At 39.0% G+C, this 22,730-nt stretch carries 22 protein-coding genes and 1 tRNA gene; 5 read left to right on the forward strand and 18 right to left on the reverse strand.

The genetic code is table 11. The features are described 5' to 3' along the window. Positions 1-93: 93 nt before the first annotated feature. Complete coding sequence (locus tag B4U37_RS17795) at positions 94-795, forward strand: MgtC/SapB family protein (protein WP_088019306.1); 702 nt, start codon at positions 94-96, stop codon at positions 793-795. Between the two features lie 62 nt (positions 796-857). Beyond that, positions 858-929: transfer RNA gene (locus B4U37_RS17800), tRNA-Ala, on the forward strand. A 73-nt stretch (positions 930-1,002) separates the two neighbouring features. On the opposite strand, the gene B4U37_RS17805 is transcribed toward B4U37_RS17800, so the two are convergent. The 9 genes from B4U37_RS17805 to B4U37_RS17845 form a co-directional block, all read right to left on the reverse strand. Continuing rightward, positions 1,003-2,076, reverse strand: a complete 1,074-nt coding sequence (locus B4U37_RS17805) for an acyltransferase family protein (protein WP_157663823.1) — start codon at positions 2,074-2,076, stop codon at positions 1,003-1,005. Between the two features lie 28 nt (positions 2,077-2,104). Then, the gene (locus B4U37_RS17810) at positions 2,105-2,878 is read right to left on the reverse strand and encodes a glycosyltransferase family 2 protein (protein WP_088019308.1); all 774 of its coding nucleotides are present in this window, start codon (positions 2,876-2,878) and stop codon (positions 2,105-2,107) included. Positions 2,879-2,919: 41 nt separating this feature from the next. Next, complete coding sequence (locus tag B4U37_RS17815) at positions 2,920-4,302, reverse strand: sugar transferase (RefSeq protein WP_088019309.1); 1,383 nt, start codon at positions 4,300-4,302, stop codon at positions 2,920-2,922. 108 nt (positions 4,303-4,410) lie between these two features. Next, the gene (locus B4U37_RS17820) at positions 4,411-6,081 is read right to left on the reverse strand and encodes a glucosamine inositolphosphorylceramide transferase family protein (RefSeq protein WP_088019310.1); all 1,671 of its coding nucleotides are present in this window, start codon (positions 6,079-6,081) and stop codon (positions 4,411-4,413) included. Further along, entirely contained in the window at positions 6,078-7,214 is a 1,137-nt protein-coding gene (locus B4U37_RS17825; protein WP_088019311.1) for a glycosyltransferase family 4 protein, read from the reverse strand. Before B4U37_RS17825 ends, B4U37_RS17820 begins: the two co-directional genes overlap by 4 nt. Positions 7,215-7,244: 30 nt before the next feature. Further along, the gene (locus B4U37_RS17830; protein WP_088019312.1) at positions 7,245-8,498 is read right to left on the reverse strand and encodes an O-antigen ligase family protein; all 1,254 of its coding nucleotides are present in this window, start codon (positions 8,496-8,498) and stop codon (positions 7,245-7,247) included. Beyond that, positions 8,491-9,960, reverse strand: coding sequence for an oligosaccharide flippase family protein (locus B4U37_RS17835; protein WP_088019313.1), 1,470 nt, complete (start codon positions 9,958-9,960; stop codon positions 8,491-8,493). The genes B4U37_RS17830 and B4U37_RS17835 overlap by 8 nt, the downstream gene beginning before the upstream one ends. A 35-nt stretch (positions 9,961-9,995) precedes the next feature. Beyond that, positions 9,996-10,625, reverse strand: coding sequence for a CpsD/CapB family tyrosine-protein kinase (locus B4U37_RS17840; protein ID WP_088019314.1), 630 nt, complete (start codon positions 10,623-10,625; stop codon positions 9,996-9,998). After that, the gene (locus B4U37_RS17845; protein WP_088019315.1) at positions 10,618-11,355 is read right to left on the reverse strand and encodes a YveK family protein; all 738 of its coding nucleotides are present in this window, start codon (positions 11,353-11,355) and stop codon (positions 10,618-10,620) included. Before B4U37_RS17845 ends, B4U37_RS17840 begins: the two co-directional genes overlap by 8 nt. 327 nt (positions 11,356-11,682) lie before the next feature. On the opposite strand from B4U37_RS17845, the gene B4U37_RS17850 reads away from it, so the two are divergent. Beyond that, positions 11,683-12,381: an N-acetylmuramoyl-L-alanine amidase gene (locus tag B4U37_RS17850; protein ID WP_088019316.1), complete on the forward strand. Its 699-nt coding sequence runs from the start codon at positions 11,683-11,685 to the stop codon at positions 12,379-12,381. 42 nt (positions 12,382-12,423) lie between these two features. Here the strand turns inward: B4U37_RS17850 and B4U37_RS17855 are convergent, their stop codons facing one another. From B4U37_RS17855 to B4U37_RS17885, 7 genes are all read right to left on the reverse strand, one after another. Further along, positions 12,424-13,374: a TRM11 family SAM-dependent methyltransferase gene (locus B4U37_RS17855; RefSeq protein WP_088019317.1), complete on the reverse strand. Its 951-nt coding sequence runs from the start codon at positions 13,372-13,374 to the stop codon at positions 12,424-12,426. A gap of 5 nt (positions 13,375-13,379) precedes the next feature. Continuing rightward, positions 13,380-13,643, reverse strand: coding sequence for a glutaredoxin family protein (locus B4U37_RS17860; protein WP_088019318.1), 264 nt, complete (start codon positions 13,641-13,643; stop codon positions 13,380-13,382). Positions 13,644-13,704: 61 nt separating this feature from the next. Continuing rightward, on the reverse strand, positions 13,705-14,337 hold the full coding sequence (locus B4U37_RS17865; protein WP_010198209.1) for a response regulator transcription factor: 633 nt from the start codon (positions 14,335-14,337) through the stop codon (positions 13,705-13,707). 6 nt (positions 14,338-14,343) lie between these two features. Beyond that, a complete protein-coding gene (locus B4U37_RS17870; protein WP_088019319.1) occupies positions 14,344-15,387 on the reverse strand; it encodes a sensor histidine kinase in 1,044 nt (347 codons plus the stop codon). Then, entirely contained in the window at positions 15,384-16,109 is a 726-nt protein-coding gene (liaF, locus tag B4U37_RS17875) for a cell wall-active antibiotics response protein LiaF (RefSeq protein ID WP_088019320.1), read from the reverse strand. The genes B4U37_RS17870 and liaF overlap by 4 nt, the downstream gene beginning before the upstream one ends. 87 nt (positions 16,110-16,196) lie before the next feature. After that, positions 16,197-16,850 carry a PspA/IM30 family protein gene (locus B4U37_RS17880; RefSeq protein WP_088019321.1) on the reverse strand — a complete coding sequence of 218 codons (654 nt, stop codon included), beginning with the start codon at positions 16,848-16,850 and terminating at the stop codon, positions 16,197-16,199. A 26-nt stretch (positions 16,851-16,876) separates the two neighbouring features. Then, positions 16,877-17,224, reverse strand: coding sequence for a lmo0954 family membrane protein (locus B4U37_RS17885; RefSeq protein WP_088019322.1), 348 nt, complete (start codon positions 17,222-17,224; stop codon positions 16,877-16,879). 276 nt (positions 17,225-17,500) lie between these two features. Here B4U37_RS17885 and B4U37_RS17895 point away from each other — a divergent pair, with 276 nt between their 5' ends. Continuing rightward, positions 17,501-18,475 carry a S8 family peptidase gene (locus B4U37_RS17895; RefSeq protein ID WP_088019324.1) on the forward strand — a complete coding sequence of 325 codons (975 nt, stop codon included), beginning with the start codon at positions 17,501-17,503 and terminating at the stop codon, positions 18,473-18,475. Positions 18,476-18,975: 500 nt separating this feature from the next. On the opposite strand, the gene B4U37_RS17900 is transcribed toward B4U37_RS17895, so the two are convergent. Both B4U37_RS17900 and B4U37_RS17905 read right to left on the reverse strand, forming a co-directional pair. Then, the gene (locus B4U37_RS17900) at positions 18,976-19,527 is read right to left on the reverse strand and encodes a DUF6944 family repetitive protein (RefSeq protein ID WP_088019325.1); all 552 of its coding nucleotides are present in this window, start codon (positions 19,525-19,527) and stop codon (positions 18,976-18,978) included. 21 nt (positions 19,528-19,548) lie between these two features. Continuing rightward, complete coding sequence (locus tag B4U37_RS17905; protein ID WP_425444090.1) at positions 19,549-21,105, reverse strand: multicopper oxidase family protein; 1,557 nt, start codon at positions 21,103-21,105, stop codon at positions 19,549-19,551. 169 nt (positions 21,106-21,274) lie between these two features. Here B4U37_RS17905 and B4U37_RS17910 point away from each other — a divergent pair, with 169 nt between their 5' ends. Beyond that, positions 21,275-22,669, forward strand: a complete 1,395-nt coding sequence (locus B4U37_RS17910; protein WP_088019326.1) for a YjiH family protein — start codon at positions 21,275-21,277, stop codon at positions 22,667-22,669. Positions 22,670-22,730 lie beyond the last annotated feature (61 nt).

Below are 22,730 nucleotides of genomic sequence, written 5' to 3' on the forward strand. Positions count from 1 at the left end.
TAATCTTTTTAATTTCACAGAATATTGTTATAATTTCCTAACAACTATTTTTATATAGAATATCATATCTTTTCTACTTACAGGAGGGGCCTTATGGAATTGTTCTTGGAAAATATCGATGAATACGATTTTATTGTAAAACTTGTTTTCGCTTCAATAGCTGGAATAATTATAGGATTAGAACGAGAATTAAAAGGAAAACCTCTTGGGTTGAAGACTTGCGTTATCGTTTCAGTAATGGCATGTCTTCTAACCATCGTTTCCTATGAATCTGCCTTTCTTTATTCTAAGGAATACTCCAGACCCATGGATCCTGGACGAATCCCTTCATATGTTATTAGCGGTATTGGATTTTTAGGTGCAGGGGTCATACTAAGAAGAAGTAACGAGGCTATTTCAGGACTGACAACAGCAGCCCTGGTATTGGCATCCGCTGCACTTGGAATTACTATCGGTGCAGGATTTTTTATTGAAGGAGCTTTTGGTGTCATTTTCATCATTCTCGGTGTGAAAATAATCCCTTCTCTATTTGATAAGATAGGGCCAAAGAAATTGAAAGAAAAAGAAATAAAAGTAAAAATCTTTATCGAGAAAGATATCGACCTGACCATGGTAATGAAGGAAATTCACCACAAAAATCTTTCTATTAAACGTGTGAAGGTTAAAGAGGAAAAAGATGATATCGTTCTTAATTGCATCATCACCACGAAGAAAAGCGTATATACAACAGATGTATATTATGAGCTAAAATCACTTACAGGTGTTATTCAAGCGGAAGTAGAAAACTTGGACTAAAACTTTATAAAAAAAACGTATGCAAAAGAAAGAATTTTTGATAAAATAAATTCATTCTTACCGGGGCGGTAGTTCAGTGGGAGAATACTTCGCTGGCAGCGAAGGGGTCGTGGGTTCGAATCCCATCCGCTCCATACTTAAGGCACCACTACATTGTAGCGGTGCCTTTTTTGTGTTCCAAATTTCAATTGGGAAGCTACTTGATCGCTACGCCCCTTTCAACTTTTGAGTTGCCACATTCCTCTCTTCCGTAACTTTCTTTTGAAACACAGCTTTCTTTAGATAGGCGTTCACCGGTTTTTCAATCCAGATATACACAAAACAACTGGAGGCAATGCTTAAAATCGTAATAAGTATCATAGAAATTGAGTATCCTAAACTACTCATTAGAAGCGTTTCCCGAAAGATTAACATGTATAGAATAAGGAATGGCCCATGAGCTATATAGATAGAATAAGAAGCGTCTCCCAGAAAAACAAGACTTGAGGGGAGTTTCCGATCCGTACGATCTTTAATCGATATCCCTAACACCATTAATAAGGCAAAACAACAAAAGAAAATAGGGGCATAATACACCGGAAACAATAGATAAACATTATTTAACCAAACAATAAAATATCCTGTTACCCCTACTAGAAGAAAATTAGTGGCATACTGCTTCAAATTGTAGGTTAATGAAATATAGGCAACAAGGCTTCCCGAAACAATTTCCAATGTTGAAAAACTAAAAAAGAAAGAGTCCCATTGAGTAAATAATCCCGATTTAATAAGTATCGTGATGATTACCCAAGAAGCCATGACCGGCTTAAAAACTTTTGGTTGAAAGATAATCAGGCTGAACATTATATAAAAAAAGATTACGTGACTTAATGACCAGGCAGAGCTGAGAATAGGTTGATTCGGGAAAAGGAGTATCGATTTCCATATTCGCTCCATGCTATAAGGCTCATAAAGGGCAGGAAAGAAAACAGCTATTCCTAAGAGTAAAAATGTGAACATCCAATACAAAGGATAGATTCGAATGAACCTTTTTAAGAGGAATTCTCTTGTTTTTCCTTTTATACCAAAATGGCGGTGGTAAATATAATAGATCATAAATCCAGTTACTACAAAAAAGAAATCTACCCCGCCAATCCTTTCCCAGCTTCCAAATCCGAACCAGTCGAAGTTGAAATTCCGGTAGAATAACGTATTCACATGCCCTATCACAACCAGTAAAATGGCAAAGACTTTAGCAACTTGTAAAATGGAAAGTTTTCGACCTTTGATTGGCGTTTCCATTTTTTTATTCCTCCTCTGGAAAGTGAACCTAAATGGTTCTGGAATGCTTTCTAACTGCATGGAAGGAGTAGTTCACCAAATACCAAAAGGATGCTATCATATTCTTCTTTTCAATCTTTCTATAGGTGTTCCATGTCTTTTTAGCAGATTTTATTTTATTACTAGATAAAGAGTCTACACATTTCCGGTAGATAGCAAGTTCCTCATTTAATCCGTGAGCAATAATTCCTTTGTTCAAAATTTGTAACCAAAGTCCATAATCCTCTGAACAGTCTCTGAACAATTGCATTTGGAAATGGCCAAGCTTTCTTTTATTAAGTACAACCGTTAACGTACCAATAGCGGTATTCATCAGCAATGTTTTGTAGTTTACAAAAGCAGGGGCTTGAAAAACAACTCCTGTTTTCTCCCCGTTTTCCTTCATAATTTGGTAGGCGGTATAGGAAAAAGCGCTATCATGCTTTACCATAAAATCTAGTTGCCGCTCAAGTTTACTTGGGTGCCATAGATCATCACTATCTAAAAATGCAATAAACTCGCCATTGGATGCATTGAAGGCAATGTTCCTGGCATGAGCAGGACCACCATTTTCGTTTAATTCAATCAACTTAATCCTTGAATCCTTCTCCATCTCCATATGAATGATCTCCCTCGTTGAATCAGTGGAACAATCATCTACAATTATCATCTCCCAATTAGGGTGTGTTTGATCTTTGACAGAACGAATGGTATCAAGTATATACTTTGCTGCATTGTAGGTTGGGGTGATAACTGAAACTAAATCCATAGAATTTGTTTTCATTTCTAATCCCTCTCCTCCATCTTTATGGTTCACATGTCCATTTAATTGTGCTTTGCGATCGTAATACCACCGTAATTTGGTTTAGCTTCTGCTTCAGGGCTTAGTACCACACCCTTTGCTTGGTCTCTTTGTAATACCACGCGAATGGTCTGCATCAGTATTTTTATATCGAGAGTTAAGGAACCGCTCCTTACATACAAAAGGTCATATCTAAGTTTTTCCTCAACTGGTGTACTGTAGTTTGCAGAAACTTGTGCTAGGCCAGTGATTCCAGGTTTCACATCAAATCTTTTCATATATTCCGAATTATCCTTTTTAAATTGTTTTACAAAAAAAGCTCTTTCTGGCCTTGGTCCTATAAGACTCATCTCTCCTTTTAATACATTAAACAATTGTGGGAGTTCATCTAATCTGATAGCACGGAGAACCCTACCTACCGCTGTAATTCTCGGGTCCTTTTCTGTAGCCAATACAGGTCCCGTATTTTTTTCAGCATCTTCTACCATGCTTCTGAATTTCACTATTTGAAATGGTTTTTCATTCAACCCAACCCTTTCCTGTTTAAAGAAGGCTGGTCCCTTGGAAGTCAGCGGGATGAGAAAATATACAACAACCATAATTGGGCTTAACAGAATTAGCAAAATCATGGAAAAAACTATATCCATACTACGTTTCACTACATGATGCATGCTGCTGACATTGTTAGATGGAATGGAAAATACCATCATGTCATCTACCTGTTGGATGTCAGCTTCTTTTATTGCAAACTCAAACATCCTAGGGACAATCAACACTTCTTTCCCATATCTTATACACAGATTAGTGACACTTGACTGCATGCTTCTTTCCACCTCAGAGCTGATGATTACCACATCTGTTTGTTTTAAATATTTCTTGATGGAGCCCCTATGCTGGGTTGTGACAATATCCATTACTCTGAACCACCCTCTATGGTGTCGGTGAAACTTATCGGCTATGACTTGCCCATCCATATTGGACTTTGAAACTACTAATACATTTTTCAATCCATTTCTATATCTTGCAAAATGCCATATCGCCAATCTTGCACTTACAATAAAAACAAACTGAAGTAAGGAAGCGATAAATAGCAAATGGACGGTTGTTGTCCAGGACAGCAGTAACCCCATTACCAAAGAGGTTACTGCAAAGAGCATCATCGCTAAAAAAGTACTGCATATTAAGTTATTTAAACTTTTTCTCTGCCAACTTCCATAAAGATCAAACAAATAAAAGGTGAGAAGACATACCAAAGTAGTTATCAGCACAGAGCTAGATTGTTCCTCCAATTTGGCGAATGGGTATCCGAGAATCAATGCAGCTAAGTAAAATCCCGTTAAAATGAAGACTGTATCCATACCAATCATTAAGCATTTTTCAATTCGTTTACTGAAATGGTTACTCATTTCACTAAACTCCTTTCTTTACTTCCATAAGAATCTGTAAACTCATATTCTTACTACATTATAAAAAACCAATTGTGCTTAATTGAGAACGAAAGGTCATACCCGTCCCTATCCTGCCTCCCTAACCGGCATGAATTTGTAAAGTTTCCTAAAGAAGTGCAACAGACTATAATCAAATCGTTTTCCATCAAAAATTGTTATATCTCCGACAGTAGAAATGGTATGAACACCATCTGGATACAAACTATCCTCCCGTGGCTCTATAGGTGATATGGCTACTTCCTCAAATTCTTCGATGGTTAGGTTAGTAATCTTATTCAGTATAATGCGTCCACCATAAGTTTTTGAACAATCCTGTGCAGGCCTGATTAATACATCCTCATAAAGAAATGGTGTTCCTGCCGGTCTGCTTGAACGCACATCCACTTTAACAGGATTTGCCAAGTGTGGACTCCATTCCCCAAAAAGCTCTTTGGCATAAAAAATATGAAGTTCACTATTATCACTCTGTGGACTGGAATCTGCCCTTGTGCAGAACAGCCACCAATAGCCATCGTGATGAATAATCGTAGAATCTACTGCAGCAAAGTTCTTTAAAATAATTTTCTCTTTCTCCAATTGCCCGTTTATTATCTTATAGACCGCCACTTCTTTTGCTTCAGAGGTTTCAGGTACACAATAAGTTTCTCCTTCATATTCGACCAGATATGGGTAGGACATATGACTTTTTAGTTTAAGCACGGAATGGTTCCAAGTCTGTTGTTCTTTAATGGAGGGACCTTCCTTCATAATGACACCTGATATATAACCCTTGACCACCCGATGATCTACTTCTTCCATTAGGATTTGAATTCCATCTTTACCTCTCATTCCAAATGGATCAGCATAATAACAATCTTTCCTCTCGACAATCCAATCTATAGAAGGATTATGATCAGTTAGAAAAAAGTGAATTGGTTTATTCACTATTCCAATGTTCCAGTATTCATAACAGAATAGCTTCCTATATAATTTCTGGGCCTTGCGTTTCCATGAAGCAAGAATGAAGTTAGCTGTTTTTTTGGTAGACGAAAGCATTTCAATATCAGCATGTTTTAAAGAAAGCGGTTCTATTTCATCGGGACAGTGACCAGGATTTCTCAGAATTTCTTTGCATACCTGAGATGGCCAAGTTAGGGTAGTTTGACAAAGTATTTCTTTGGTTTTCCGATAAGATTCTGAAACTGTGGCCAAACATCCTATCTTCCAAAAAGAACGTTCATTCGTTTCTTTAGATATTCTATATAGACCTACTTCCGTAACAGGGAGATTATTCATTACCTCCCACCATCCTCCGGGTAATCCAGTAAAGCAGGTTGGATTGCCATGTGAAAATGCCCAAACGCCGTATGTTGCAAGTTCAAGGACTTCCCCTTCCATGGATTCTTCTCCTAGATGCAGAATAAAGTCCAGGTCGGTCTGTTTTAAAAGAGACAACTCCTCGATACTGAAGTTACTTTGATGGTTCCAAAGGTTAGAACAACGGACTTTTGGGAATGGAGAAAAGTGGTCTATTGTAGCAACTTTTTTTAAGATTTCACTTCTCATTTGGACAACGGAATGGTATGCAAGGAAAAGGGCAGAATGGTCTCGATTCATCGGCATTGATTGATACTCTATAATCAATGCCAATTCCACTTCAGGCATCTCCATTAAATGATTAATGCAATTGATCTTCCATTGTTCTAAGGAATTACCTTTCACTGTAATAGCAAAACGTAGCCTTCTCCTATTAATCATTGCTCCGCACCTCCTTTTTGTTTTCGAATGCCTGTAGAAGGTTTTTTCATTTTTCTATTATTGGTGTGCAGAACACCTTCACCTAAAACTACCAAATATTCTTCCAATGTACCCCGGATCATTTTCTGTAAAGAGAAAGCGGTCTCCACTTTCTTTCTCGACACTTTTATGAATTGTAGTCTTTTTAAATCATTTGAAAGTAAATGTTCTATTTTATGACGAAAATCCTGTTTGGAATGCTCATCAAGCAGATAGCCGTTTTTTCCGCTCTCTATTGCTTCATTTATACCTCCTCTATTAATGGAAACAATGGGAGTTCCTACAGCCATTGCTTCAAGTATCACCATCGGAAATACCTCTCTATGGGAGGTAACCAAGAGTACATCCATGTTTCCTATAAATTCTTCCGGTGTATGAATGGCACCTAACATTTTTACCCTGTCCTGAATTCCCATATTAATGATTTGTCGCTGGATTCTTTGATAGTCAGGTCCATCACCACCGATATAGAACATAAGGTTGGTGTGATGTCTGCAAGCTTCTGCCACTTCCAGAAAAAAAGCCTGATTCTTTTCCTTTGAAACTCGAGCGAGAATGCCAACTTTTTTTGGGGGGTGGTTTTTTTTCCGTTGATAAGTAAACTGTTGCAAATCTACCCCATTGTAAATCGTCACTATTTTCCTGCTGTCTATCCCTAAATCAATTAGCTGGTATTTTTCGAAATCACTTACCGTAATAATGCTTCTGACATATCTATTCAGAACGAACCTGAAAATTAACGGAAGGTATTTTTCGAGTTTTGTCACATTGTGTTTGGTGTAAATAATACGCAACTTACTTTTCATAGCACTCTTTAAAATCAAACCATACAAGACCATTCTTAAACTGTTGGCATGATAAACTCCAATATTGTTCTCCCTGATAATCTCTTTTAATAGCCATAGATTTTTAAGGTGATTTTTTCTATGAAGATCTGTAAATCTCTTCTTCTTTTGAAGGTTATTATAAAGTTCACCCTTTGCGGCAGCGAAGTAGAATTTAATATCTGGGTGGGCGAGCTCATTTTCCAACTTGCAAAAATAATTCTCCGCCCCTCCCATGTCAAGCTTATCCGTTACAACCAGGACATTCATAACAGCACACCTCCCAAACTTTAGAACTGCCTAACTTATTTGTTTATTTAAAGGATTATTTAGTTCATTTCCATACCTGGGCATTTTTATCTCTTTTTCTTGTTGTAATGAATGCAGATAAGTGGAAAGAATTGCGATATACAAGAAAAACATATCATTGATAATGACAGACAAGAACATCATCTGCAGGACAAAACCGATGTATGTTAAAAATAAATATTGTCTCACCCTATGGACATTAAATCTCCATAACTGCACAAACACCAGATAAATGAATATCAGATAAAAAGAGATTCCTACAAGCCCAGATTCAGATAAGATATCCAAAAAAGTATTATGAACGGTCAGCGTGTCGTTATGGTGAAAAAAATTGTAATCCGAGAAATTGAATGCCCCGATTCCAAGGAACATATTATCAGAGAAAAACTCCCATGCCCGTTCCCACAACTCAAATCTGCCGCTCCCACCATCATAAGAAAAATCTTCAAACCTTGAATCTATCATATCTAGTAATCCAAACTTTAATTGCACTGTTACAACATATACAAAGAGACCTAAGGTAATAAGGGATCCGACAACTATTTTCAGCTGTTTAACCGGCTTATTTAATACAAGATAAATGGCGAACATAATAACTAATGCAACCATTCCTCCCCTTGAAAAGGTCAATAGATTGGTAGCAATGCAGAGTAAAAGACCTATCCTATTTTTCCAAGAGTCTGGATGACATAAGTAATAGGCAAAGAAAAGTGTGTTATAGAAAACAAAAAAGTTTGGGTCCTCTAACAACCCAATCAACCTTGGATAATTTCTATCTAGCAGGACCCCAAAAACAATCGCTCTTTCCCCTTCAAATTCAAGATTTGCACTCCTAAGCCCGTTCACATATAAAATTAAGCTGGCAGTATTGAAAATAATACCTGTTGTAGCTATTCCTTTTTCCACTACATTGGCATTGGAATAGCTCAAAATAGATTTCATGATGAAATAACACATTAAATAAAGAGTGATACCAAGTAAAATTCTCAGGCTTGAATCAGGATGGAGTGCAAATACACCAGAATAGCAATAAAAAAAATAAAACAAAAGCATTGCCACTTCATATGATTGAAGTCTTTGAAAATAAAAGGAGGAAAGGTGGAAAAAGATAAATAATAGCAGAAAAATCATATATGGCTTTAGCGAAAATCCTAATGAAATGCTGTATTTAGCTAATGTTACAAGCAGTATCATAAAAAAAATGGTGAATTGATACCTCAGCGGTTTCTGCATTACATTATCCATTTCCCATCCTCCTTTCTTTGTCATTTTCATTTTCCCATTTCCTTAGAAATGTTCTTTTTACGTAATTCAAAGCCTTCTCATTCAGTTCTCTATCAAGTAATAGAAAGAGAGGTAAACTGCCTAAATGAATAGTCATGGCAAGGATTGAATGCGATTGTAAGAAATAATCCAACAAGACGAAGGTTACTCCAAAAACGGTCAGGTATGGGATGAGAACGCTTCTAGCCACTCGCCACTTTTCGGATGTGAAGATCCAGAAGCCAGCGAGAGTGAAAAGTTCTATTGTCAGCCCGGCAAATGCAGCCCCAATTAAGCCGTATTGATTACTACTGAATACATACAAGAAAATACCGATTATCACAGCTACTAGTTGGACAGAAGTGCGATATATTTGACGAGAGCTTGTAGTCAGTCCATCCGCTAACGAAATATTTACCGCTTGGAGCGCCAACAGAATAGAAAGGATTTTCAATGGAATGGCCGCTTCCAGCCAGGTCTCTCCAAATAATAAGGAAATAATAGGTGCGGAAAGGTAATAAAACGGAATGGTCATCATCATGCCTATAAGAGCCATGATTTTTGTCTGGGTTATCAATAAAGATAAATGTTTCTTCCATTCTTTATGGTTAAAATACCGAAATAAAACCGGATAGTAAGCTCCAGCCACTATGAAGGGAATTTGTTGCAGGGCTTGGGGGATTCGATATGCCACCGCAAACAACCCAACTTCATGGAGGGTAAGCGTTCTCTCTAATACAAGTGGTCCTAAATGGGGTAACAGAACAAATAACAACCCTCCAAGTGTGAACGATCCAATCTTATGCAGCAATCCCTTATGAAACTTTCTGCCCCAAACTATTTTCATATTTTTACAAAGAAAGGACATACCGATTACTCCAGCCGTCAGGTAAGAGCAACCATACAAGAAAGAAATCATAAATGGATTTAACGATAGAAGCATTCCGATTATAATGGAGCTTACCAAACTGAAAGCTGAAATAATACGGATTATTCCACAGTACTGCATTTTCTCCTTCAATTGGAAATAGGTAATGCTAATACTTTGCATAGCGACTCCAGCTACCATGGGAACTACCAGAAAATATGCCGTTCTAATCAATTCACCATTATCTGAGTGCATGATTTCTATAATGAGAAAACCTACAGAAAAAGTTACCAACAATAGAACTGCACGCATTTTTATATATGAAGAAATGACAGAGGGGACATCCGCCCCCTTTAGGGACCCTTCCCTCAATACGATGTCACTTAATCCAGCATCCGTAAAATATGCCATTATCATTGCGAACGCCAATACCACACTGAATAGACCATAGTGATAGGATTGCAGATAATAGGCAAGGATGATAAGTGATCCAGCATTAAGAACACTTGTTAGGGCTGTGCTATAGAATAAATGAAAAATATTGGTTGAAATGGAGTTTCCTTTAGTTAATTTCATTTACTTGTGCCCCTTATGCTCACAGCCTTCCATATCTAAGCTGTTTGATAAATCACACCAACAATTTTTTTGTTTGCTCTCTCTAAATAATGCTTCGTTTGAATGGCGTCATCTTTTTTCGTACTGTGTTCCTTCATCACAAGTATGACCCCGTCACATTTCCTTGATAGAATATGAGCATCAGAAGACTTTAGAAAAGATGGAGTTTCCAATAGAATAACATCAAAGAATTGGCTCCAATCTGTCATCAGTTCTTCCGCCTTATTTAAGAGTCCTGTATGCGAAATATTATCTCTCGATGTACCTGCAGGAAGAAGAAAGAGTCCCGGGGTAGACGTGATTTTGGCAAATAGGTTGATACTCCCCTTTTCATTGATGACATTTACCAAACCGCTGGAATTGTAAATATTAAAATATTTATGAAGGGAGGGCCTTCTTAAGTTTGCATCTACCAACAGAACTTTCTTGCCAAGTTCAGCAAAGGAAATTGCCAATTTTGCAGAAATCAACGCCTTTTGTTCTTCTAGGTTGGGGGAAGTAATGGTTAAAAAGATACTGTCCTTTTGCAATTCATCTTCAATATTAGTGCGGATAATCCGAATCTGGTCGGTACTAATCATATTTTCCTTTAATGATAGCTTTTTTCCCCATCTATTTTTAAACACGTACTTCCCTCCTACTTTTCGATTTCACCGTTCTTCTCCCTTGAGTTCGTTCATCTATAAGTATAGGTACTCTCATCTTTTGCTTTAAATTGATCGTCCCCAACACCGGCAAGCCTATCAACTCTTCCACTTCTTTGGAATGTTTGATGGCATCATCCAGATCTTCCCGCAACATGGCTACCCCTACACCTAAAAACATGCTTACAACAAAACCAATTCCTAAATTCAGGGCAAGACTACCAACTTCTTCAGGTTCGATATCGGTTGCATTTAACACTTGCACATCCCCAACATTGAAGGACTCCATCATAAACGTCACTGCTGTCGAAGAAATATTTTGTGCGATTTCCTTGGCCACATCAGGATCATGGTCCCTTACAAGGATATTAATGATTTGTGAGTTTTTATTATTTTGCAAAGAAACTTCTTCTTCTAAATCGGTTGTAATATTCATTTTAGTTTTCACTTCATTTAATACAATCGGGCTCTTTAACAGGTCCATGGTCGAAGCCAAAAGCATACTTATTTCCCCTTGTCCCGCTCCCTGACCAGCACCTGTCCCCTCAAGCTTCCCGACAAGTATGGTGGAAGTAGCTTCATAGGTGGGTTTGATAATAAATAAACAAGCAATAATCGTGAATAAAAAGAAACATAAGAAAGTGAGAGTAATAGTTTTGAAACGACGCTTTAAAACTTGAAGAAACTTTTTAATATTCATTCTATCGTCCATGATATCCTCCTTCTGCCTCTAGCCTTAAGCCTATCTTATGGAATCACTATATCCAGGGGTTTTGATTTTAATTCTCTATAAAGAACGAAAGATTAAAAAAAATATTTAACATACGCACTTTCCTCCCTTACCACCTCACTTTTGTTCACTATAAAGAATTTATTTATTTGATTATACTACACATATTAAAGAAATAACATTAATGCGAATACTTTTTTCAAAAAAACTTTTCTTTCTAACATTGATTGTTCTTTTTCTTTTAAAGAAGGATATCCACTCAATTGAAAAGAATAACTGTAAGAGAAGCTTCTATATAGAGGAGAAATTATGCCTAAGACTATTTATCTACTACTTATAACTATTTCTATTTTAACAGGGTGCTCTACCCCTACCGCTCAGAAGGATACACCAATAAAAGAGAGTCCGCCAATTGTAAAGTCTGTCGACATTGAATCTCCTGAAACTTTTACTCTAGACATGGAGGAATGGCTCCTCCCAAAGAAAAATTCAAGAGTTAGAGGTGCCCCTATCACACATGTCATGCTACATTTTACAAACAACGCGCTCCGTGCTCCACAGGACCCTTATAATATCGAGGAAGTCTATTCACTTTTTGAAGAGTATGAGGTGTCTGCTCATTATATGATAGACAGGGATGGCGAAATCTACCTCCTGGTGCCGGAAGAACGTGCAGCCTTTCATGCCGGAAAAGGGCATTTATTAAACTACCAAAATTATGAGAGTGGTCTGAACGACTATTCGATCGGGATAGAATTGCTGGCTGTGGGGACTAGTGAAGAGATGCTTTCAATAATGCCAGCTGAGATATATGATTCCATTTCTCCTTCCGACATAGGGTACACAGATGCTCAGTATGCTTCATTGAAAGAGTTATTGGATGATATTTTACACCGAAATCCATTAATCAAGAGCGACCGTGAACATATAATTGGTCATGACGAATATGCTCCTGTCCGGAAAAGCGACCCTGGTGATTTGTTTGATTGGTCTAGAATAGGATATTAATTTCACAAAAAAGAGACCAGGCTAATGGTCTCTTTTCAACTTTCATTCACATACTAATATCTCTCTTGTAAAATAGCCTTTTTGGGTTTCACAGCGATCGATAATGGTGAACCCCGCTTCCTTCACCATGTCATCCATTGTCTCTATAGTGATGACGACGACTTTCTTTGCAAAACGGCGTGCATGCTTCAAGATGGATAATTGGTCTTCCGGAGTGGCATGGGTATAAAGATTATATGGCATATCAATAACTGCCACATCATAATTATCCGTTACTTCCGAAATTGGTCCGAGCGTGACCTTACCTTTAAGGCCGAAATGTTCAATATTCTCCCTTGAACCGTCTACCACAAGCGGGTTTATGTCTCTTCCATCCATATCAATCCCCATAGATAATGCTTCAACAAGTACCGTTCCTATCCCACAGCAAGGATCGATGGCGTTTATCCCCTCAGGATCCGGGACGGCTATATTGGATACAGCCCTTGCCACGCGGGTACTTAAAGCAGTTGAATATTCCCTGGGCTTTTTCGTATGCTGAAGCCATACCGCTTCACTTTTTAGATAATGACCGAAATACCAGCGTTCACCGACAATGGCCATCCCGAAAATGTGATCTGGTTGATGAACATCCGCCTCGCCTTCAATCACCCACCCGATGGCACGTTCGATATCACGACGTTCTTGATATTCAATGGTTTCAGGAGCTTTCCTGTCATTTATTTTAGAGAATATAACCTTGAAAGTTTGGTCTCCCATCTTAATATCCTTCACTTGATCAATTAGTTCCTGCAGTGCAGCCCCTTCATACATCACTTCAATTCTTTCACGGATAAAAGGGCTTCTGCTCGCATCAATCTTTATGTTGCTTTTAATAATGTTATCATCTGTTGCCTTGCCGAAAAAAGATCGCATCTCCAAATGGCACAGGGAACGCTCTTCCTTGCTGTATGCATACGTATATATATACGTTGGTTTCTTTTGCTCTGTCAATCATTTTACTCCTCTGTTTGCCCCGACCTTGATTTTACAAGATCTATCAGCCTATTTAGTTCCCCTGGGTTAAATCCTTTTACCGCCTCATCACCCACAGCCGTAACCGGAATACCCATGAATCCGAATTTCTCCACTTCCTGTTGGTATTCCCTGTTTGCTAGTAAATCTCTCACCTCAAACGCTACCTGATGCTCTTTTAGAAATTCCTTTACCAATTCACACTCTCTGCAACCTGGTGCTGAGTAGACGATAAGTTGTTTGTTCATGTAAGAAGCCTCCCAAGATGAATTTTGTCTCCGTTATAAATAGTATCATAAAAAACACCCATTAGTTGACCAATGAGTGTTTGAATGCATAGATGACCGCCTGTGTTCGATCCTGTACTTGGAGCTTAGCCAATATATTGCTTACATGTACCTTCACTGTCTTAAGTGCGATGAACAGCTCATCCGCTATTTCTTGATTCGTTTTCCCTTGTGTCATGAGGAGAAGGATTTCCATTTCCCTGTTGGTCAATTCCTCATGAGGAAGGATTTCGGTCTTCCTGCGCATCTTTTGCATCATTTTTCCTGCCACTTCCGGCTCCAAGATGGATTGTCCTTTATAGGTGGAACGAACTGCATTGGCAATTTCACTTGCTTTGGAAGTTTTCAGCATATAGCTGGTAGCTCCCGCTTCAAGTGCAGGATAGACTTTTTCATCATCAAGAAAGCTCGTAACAATAATGATTTTCGCTTCCGGCCATTGTTCCATGATTCTTCTGGTTGCTTCGATCCCGTCCATTTCCTTCATGACTAAGTCCATTAAAATAATATCAGGTTTATGTTCGAGTGCCAGCTCAATTGCGACAGATCCATCATCCGCTTCAGCAACAACCTCTATATCGGGTTGAGCTGACAGGTATGCCGTAACACCGATTCTTACCATTTCATGATCATCTACAAACAACACTCTAATCATTTTTACTTAAGCCTCCTCTATGTCTAGTTTGGGAACTTTCACTTCCAGTCTTGTTCCCTCATTCTCTACACTTACTATTTTCAACGTACCACCTAGCTCAACGGCACGTTCATGCATGTTTTGCAAGCCATAAGAACCTGCCCTCGCCTGCTCCACATCAAAGCCGATTCCGTCATCCACTACGCGAAGTATGATGAAGTTCTCTCTTTGAATAAGTAATACCTCCACCGCATTGGCTTTGGAATGGCGTAACGTGTTGGATAATGTCTCCTGCAGGATTCTAAATAAATGATCCTCCACACCTTTATCAATAGAAAAACGTTCAATCTTCCACGTGATGCTCATCGGAACTTTTTGGATAAGCTCTACTAATAATTCCTCTGCACCTTCTTGAAGCGTTTTTCCTTTTAATGCGACTGGTCGTAAATGAAGGAGTAATGCCCGCATCTCCAATTGAGATTGGTGTATCATCTCCTCCACTAATCGCAATTGCTTTGTTTCATTATTATCAGTGCCAGATTCTCCCCTAGTTTCCGTTAATGCAGACATTAGCATGGAGGCTGCGAAGAGTTGCTGGCTGACAGAATCGTGCAATTCTCTTGCAAGTCTGTTTCGTTCCTGTGAAACAATTTCTTGTATTCTATTCTCCAGATCTTCTGCCTTTTCGTTTGCAATTTTTTGGGAGATTTTTGTTTGTTCTTGTATTTGATTGTGCAGTTTCCCTATTACCTCTTCCATTGAAGCTAACTCCTGAATACTGCTTCCTGGTACTTCCCACAAACTTCTCCCTTGTTCCACCGCTTTCAGTTCTTCATATACGGTGTTTAGTTGATTCTTCCAATACACCCCCGAAAACAAGCCAAAGAGGATTCCCAAGCCAAGGCTGACAATAGTTAAAAACAAGATGTACGGAAGATCCATTACTTTTAGTACCCAAAGAGCTTCTAGACTGATTACCGGAAAAAAGAAATAAGTGACCGTACCAATTACCAGAAAACTTACTAAAGCTATACAAGTTGCCCACAAAACTTGCCTTTGCAATATACTCATACCCTCTTCACCTCTATGCTGCCGACGAAGATCGAGGTGACGATTTTCACTTTATGGGTAGCTTCTTTATAATTTTCTGTTTGGTAATGAATAGTCTGGTTGAGGATGCTTTTTTCCTCTTTGTCTAGTATGTGGATGGAACCCACCATCCCAGAGTGAACGATACTAAGTTCCATTTCATAGGGAACCAATATCTGTATGTTTCCTATGACATTTCGAATATAAATAATAGCTTCTCCTTTAGGCAGTACCGTAAAGCTTAAATCTATCTCCGTATCACTAATTCCACATTGTATGTTTACATCATCCCATGTATAAGACTGTTCTGGTGTCTTTTGTCTACCAAAAAGCTTGTTGGTAAACCATTTTTGCTCGTTTCTCACAATCTGTCCTTCCCGTTCAGGAAGTATGTTCGGCTGAATTTCTACAGGCTGTTTTTTAGCTTGCAGGAATTTGTATAAGAAATATAACACTGTAGCAAGCAGCAAGAAGTTGAATGTCATCATATTAAATATGGTAAAAGTAATAGATAACAACCCAATAACAAATAATGCCTTTCCAATTAACCAATGCCATTTCTTCCAGCCTACATATATTAGAAAACCGGAAAATAAAAAGGAAAAAATAAGGCCCGTATTGAAAAAGAGAATTTCTAACAGAAAAATCAAGCTAGCCACTACTATAATAAAACTGAGATAATCAGATTTCATTTTGTTCAACATGCGCCTTATCCCTCCTTTTTTCTAGGATCTCTAGTCTTCTACACCCTAAAAAGGCGCAACATGTACGCCTTTTTAGAATAGCAGTTTTCATTGTGAAAGAGAATGAGTTTTCTCTTCTGGTTGAGTAATTTCTTTTTCAAGCTGGGCAATGCGGGCATCAATAGTATTGTGATGATAAGCGGAATTTACTTGATGTTCCAATCGATCTAAATAGCTTTCCATTTCATTGAATTTGGTGTAGGAGTGCTCCGCTTTGTTCGCATCAACCACCTGATTCATGCGATGTGTAGCACGTGCAACATTTTCCCTCCCCATTAATTCCATCCGTTTGATATACATATCCTTCAGTCGGTGCTTCATTTCTTCATATTTTTGTTCAAGGTTAGTAAGGTCCTCTGAAACCTTTTCTAAGGAAAGCTTCAATTGATTGGCGCGCTCCTCATATTGTTGATGCTCGCGTTTAGCAAATGTCGCAAGCTCCGTTTCACCAGCTTTTTCCGCAATAACCGCTTGGGAAGAGCGTTTTTCCGCTAGACTGCTTGCCTCGTGGTATTCCTTTACAAACTCTTCTTTAAGTAAGTTCTGGCGCTCTACTAGCTTGCGCACTTTTTCTACTTCTTTTTCACAATCGCGTAAATATTGATTCAACATCGCAATCGGATTTTTTTGCTCCTTTTTATCCAAAACCTCATGAAAGTCTGCAGATAACGTCTGTTTAATTCTTGAAAATAAGTTTGTCATGGTATCGTTCCTCTCCTTATATTGTTTTATTTGTTCAATGAGTTCCACTGTTTTTCGAAGTTAGTGAACGGGTCGCCAGCTTCAATGATGTCGTTGTTTGCCTTTTCTTTGTTCCAGTTCTTATATACAACATACAAGATATACGCTGCTACAACTGCTAATACCGCAGGAACATTAGCGATAGAAAACGCGACGGCAATAAAAGCGATGAAGCCCCATAGAATTTTCGTGCCAGTAGAATCCGTTTTTATGAATTCTTTAACCGCATAATAAGTGACTACCAAACTAACTGCCAATCCTAAAAGTGGACCAATGTTGGCAAGCAAAACAAAGAATGCGATGACACCTACTAAAAACAATCCAAATTTTTTCATTTGTTGTTCCTCCCTTCTATGTCTTTATCTTACCTCCGCACGAGATTTCGTATAATGAGCCTGAGCCATATTTTGAGATAGGTCTTGGGGCTTAGTGGCGATAGGACCGATTAGAGCAGTAATCACATTTATAGTTGATTCTCGTAGTCTATTAGCCACTTGAATTTTTAGAGGATTATTGATAGAATCTTCTGAAAGCAATGCTTTAACACGCAACACCTTCTTTCTCTTTCTTTTTCACACTGTTTGAAAATAATGATTAGGAGGCGTTTTTGTATGCAAAAAGAGAGATTGGTCCATGTAATTCCTTACAAATTGGAAAACCAGTTATTTGAAACTCATCAAATTCCGGAAGGCATCGAACTAATCCAAGCACCGTCTATTTGGCAGGCTGGATATAAAGGGGAAGGTATGGTGGTAGCCGTCATCGACACTGGCTGTGATGCACAACACCCAGATCTTGAAGGCAGAATAATCGGGGGAAGAAATTTCACGGACGACGATAGTGGCGATCCAGAAAACTTTACTGATTACAACGGCCATGGAACCCATGTTGCAGGAACGATTGCCGCAATCAATCCAGGTTCAGGTGTTGTCGGGGTAGCCCCTGAGGCCAAGCTACTCATTCTTAAAGCGCTTGGCGGCAAAAATGGGTCAGGCGAATATGAATGGATTATCAATGCAATCAACTATGCAGCTTCTCAGAATGTGGACATTATCTCTATGTCGCTCGGCGGACCTATTGATGTAACAGAACTTCACGATGCAATCAAAGCAGCCATTTCTTCTAACATTCTTGTCGTATGCGCTGCTGGTAATGAAGGAGACGGAAATCAATATACGGAAGAGTTTTCCTATCCTGCAGCCTACACAGAAGTCATCTCTGTCGGTTCTATCAATCTTCAACGCAAATCCTCTTACTTTACTAACTCGAATAACGAAATAGATCTTGTCGCGCCTGGTGAAAAAATCATTTCCACTATACCAGGAGGAAGATATGCCGTTTTCAGTGGTACATCCATGTCAGCCCCACATGTCGCTGGAGCGCTCGCCTTAATAAAGAAGCTTACAGAAAAGGAATTTGGCCGAGTACTTTCTGAACCTGAGCTGTATGCCCAACTAATTAAAAGAACCATTCCCCTTGGCTATCCAAAAAGCCTGGAAGGCAATGGACTCCTCTATTTGACAACTCCACAGCTTTTGACCGATTATTTGAGACAAACCAATATTGCAGAAACCATTGGTGTGTAACGTGAAAATATGACAACAAACCAATCGCTAACGCGAGCTAAAACTACGTCCCAAGATCATAATCTCTTGGGACGTTTTCTCGGTTTTCGCATAGTTTTGAAGTATTGACCTTGGTCGGATCATCCCTTTGCGCTCATATTTGACTATTTCAATAAAATCCCTTGTCACCAAGAGCTTCATATTGGTGATGATGACCTCTCTCCTCCTGATTTCTCGTCACTGATGTCTTCATAACGCCGTTGAGGACTTCTCTCCTCCTGATTTCTCGCCACTGATGTCTTCATAATGACGATGAGGACTTCTCTCCTCCTGATTTCTCGTCACTGATGTCTTCATAACGCCGATGAGAACCTCTCTTTTCCAGTTTCTTGTCACCACCGAGGTGTTCATTCTGGCGTCAAGAATTACTCTGAAGACTATCCACAATTCAATTATTTTATAATTTCCTAAAGAATAAAAAATCCCCCGATCCCAATTGATTATTTTGAGGATCGAGGGATTTAATTTTTCTCTTCTAATGTTAAACCTATTGCTAAAAGGATGGTTCCTAACGCTTGAGTCCAACTCCCTAACGCAATGAGAACTTCATTGCTAACCTGGGAAAGACCTATCACTGTTCTTTCTTCCTCTTTAAGTTCTCTCGCTCCTCCAACAGCCTGTAAAGAGTTTCCTAGTGCTTGGAGACCGTTCCCAATAACTATATAGGATTTGTCTGCACTCCCAAGTGCTGTTATAGCCCCCAATGCCTGAATGAGATCGCCACTTATAACTAACCTTTCCTCTGTATCACCGGAAAAATCAATAATCAACCCTGCACTTACCATTATATTCCCTGTTGCTTGTATTATATTTCCTAGCTTTCCGTAGGTCAGTGTCGTTTCCGCGTCCGCTTCAAGACCATTTCCTGTTGCTTGAAGTACGTTTCCAATAAGACCTAGCCCTCTTCTTCCGTTCTCATGAATTGGTAAAGAAGGAGTGCTCCCAATTGCCGCCACCACCGTACCTATCGCCTGTGTCCATGACCCTACTAATTGTTTACTACTTTCTCCCATATGCAATTCCGCCTATCTTTTTTACCTTATTACTATATACGGCCGCATCATTTCATAATCCTCATGCTCTAACATATGACAATGCCAAACGTAAAGTCCGGAATATGGACCAAATTGCATGATAATTCTTGTAACTTCATTCGGATTTGCCCTTACAGTGTCCTTTCTGCCCCTTTCCTGTGGCTCTGGTGCCATACTCGGCCCTAGGTATTCAATTACTTTTTCTTTGTTGTATTTATCTACATTAAATTCTCGTCGATCCAGAATCTGAAAATCTATTAGATGAATATGAATTGGATGGGTATCCGGAGTAAGATTAATAAGATACCAGATTTCTGTTGTACCAAGCTTTGGATTTTCTGAAATTGGAGCATCCCACCCCTTATTATCTAGTAACATAAGTTCTCTTCCGTATTTATCCTTCAAGTGATTAAGAGTTAAATCCCTTCTTTTGACAGCATTCTTTTCAGACAGAAATGGAAGTTGCTCCAATTGTGCAGGAATACTGCTCGTATCAATATACACTACCTCAGGGAGTATCCTGAACTGCAAAACATCACTAATTTCATTTTCAGCGTCTCCATTCGGAAAAGGAGCAGGTGCGTCGTTAATAAACGTAATCCGCTTGCCACCTAAATTGGAAAAATCGATAATAATATCCACCCTTTCAGCAGGTGCTAAGGTAATTTCCCTTATTCCTATCGGTTGAGGCAATAATCCTCTATCTGTGCTTATTTGAAACATGTATTGATCTCTATCCAGCTTTAATCTATAGAATCTACTGTTTGAGCCATTCAGCACCCGAAAACGGTATTTCCTTGGTTCCACCTCTAAATAGGGCCATACTTTCCCATTTACCAATATTGTTTCCCCGAAGAATTCAGGTACAATGGACGTTTCAAGCTCCTCAACCGGTTCTTTCGGCTGCTTGGGATAATAAAGCGATCCATCTTGATTAAATGTCCGGTCTTGTATCAATAAAGGAATGTCATATTCCCCTGTTGGCAGATTCAATGAACGTTCTTTTTCACTCTTCACTAAAAAGAAGCCTGCAAGACCTGCATATATGTTTAACCTTGTAATGCCAATTGCATGGTCATGATCCCATAGCGTGCACGCATTCATACAGTTGTCATATTGATAGACTTGCTTTACAAATTTTTCTCCCACCTGTTGATATCCATTCGTAAACCACGCATCAGGGTATCCGTCACTTTCCGGTTCCACTACCGCTCCGTGCACATGAACTACTGTTCTTACTGGAGGAACATTATGATGAGCACCATGAACCGTAAAGTCTATAGGTAAAAGATGCACAGGCGGCAGTTGATTTTCCCACTTGATATACACCCTTTCTCCACTTTCCACTTCAATGGTGGGCCCTGGAAAAATTCCTTCATACCCCCACATAGGTGTCTTCGGCAATTCGCTATGTACCGACACCTTGCACTCCTTCATCTCCACCTTGTAATACGTAAAGCCTTCCCCTTCATTTATAGGTTTTAGAACAGGGGGAATAGGGAGTGAATCCTTATATTTGGTCACGTTAATAGCTGTTTGCTTCTGTTTTCCAGACAACAAGTACCCCTCCTTTCCTTTTACTCACGTTCTAACATATTCGATTATCAGGATGAATATCCAATGAGACGGTATTTTAAAAGATAGGGTTGTATAAATATACGCAAAGTGTTATTTTTATTAATATTATAATCTATCATCCTACTTTTTATAAAGGAGACAAAAACGTATGAGTACACAATCGGCCAAACCAGCAACTTACTCCAAACAAACAGAGGCCCAAACCTATTCGATTTCACAAATCTTGAAATTTGCCGTTCCTTCATTGATTGGGATTCTCCTTTTCCTGATACCGGTTTCGTTCAATGGAAATGTGACCATCGGACTTGGCATCATGGCAGACTGGGTATTGACTAACTTTGGCGGGGCAATACCTACCTTCATGACCATCGTATTAGTAGCTTCCGCTGTCAGCAGTTTGATAGTGAAGGTTTTCCCATTAACATTCATAAAGAAAGATAGTTTTTTAGACACCTTATTAAATGTAGGAGGTATATGGCTTGCATTGCGTGTATTAGGTGCAGCATTTGCAGTTATGACGTTAACGGAATTCGGCCCTGAAATGATCACATCCGAATTCACCGGCGTAATAGTCCTATATGATCTTATTCCTGTTCTTACTGTCTGGTTTCTGTTTGCAAGTCTCTTCATGCCGCTTTTATTAGAATTCGGTTTAATGGACTTCATTGGAACATTAGTAAGAAAAGTGATGCATCCTCTATTCAAGCTACCGGGACGTTCATCCATTGATGCCATGGCCTCATGGATGGGGAGTGGGACAGTCGGGGTCTTGTTAACCACCCAGCAATACGAATCTGGTTATTATACAAAAAGAGAAGCGGCTGTTGTTGCCACCAACTTCTCCATTGCATCCATTGCCTTCAGTCTTGTCATCGCCAAATTTATTGGAATTGATCATATGTTTGTACCTTTTTATTTTACAGTGGTTGTCACGGGGATCATTGCGGCAGTCGTCTGTCCGAGAATACCGCCTCTTTCCCGTAAAAAAGATACTTATTATGAACCAGTTGGACAGAAAATTGATGAGAAAGTTCCAAACGGAGTATCAAGTTTTCAATGGGGGCTTCAGCAAGCTGTAGAAAAAGCGGCACAAGTAAAAAGTGCAAAGCAGGTTGTGAAAAAAGGAATATATAATGTAGTAGATATCTGGATGGCACTTATTCCACTTGTGATGGCGCTCGGAACGGTTGCACTCGTTGTAGCAGAATATACGGAAGTGTTCAATTTACTATCCTATCCATTCATACCCCTTCTTCAGCTCTTGCAAATTCCAGAGGCACAAGCTGCTGCACCAGCTATGATTGTAGGATTTGCTGATATGTTCCTTCCAGCAGTTATTGGAAGTGGTATAGAGTCTGAGCTTACGCGATTTGTTATTGCCGTAATGTCATTGACTCAGTTGATTTACATGTCGGAGATTGGGATTCTTCTGATAAAATCCAAAATTCCTTTGTCTATATGGGAGCTGTTCATCATCTTCCTGCAACGAACCATCATAACATTGCCTGTTGCAGCACTAATGGCTCATTTGTTCTTCTTCTAATAATAAAAATAAAAACTCGCCATTTTCCAAGGTTGGATTGGCGAGCTTTTTTGTGTATTTA

It is taken from the genome of Sutcliffiella horikoshii, assembly GCF_002157855.1.
Classification (GTDB): domain Bacteria; phylum Bacillota; class Bacilli; order Bacillales; family Bacillaceae_I; genus Sutcliffiella_A; species Sutcliffiella_A horikoshii_C.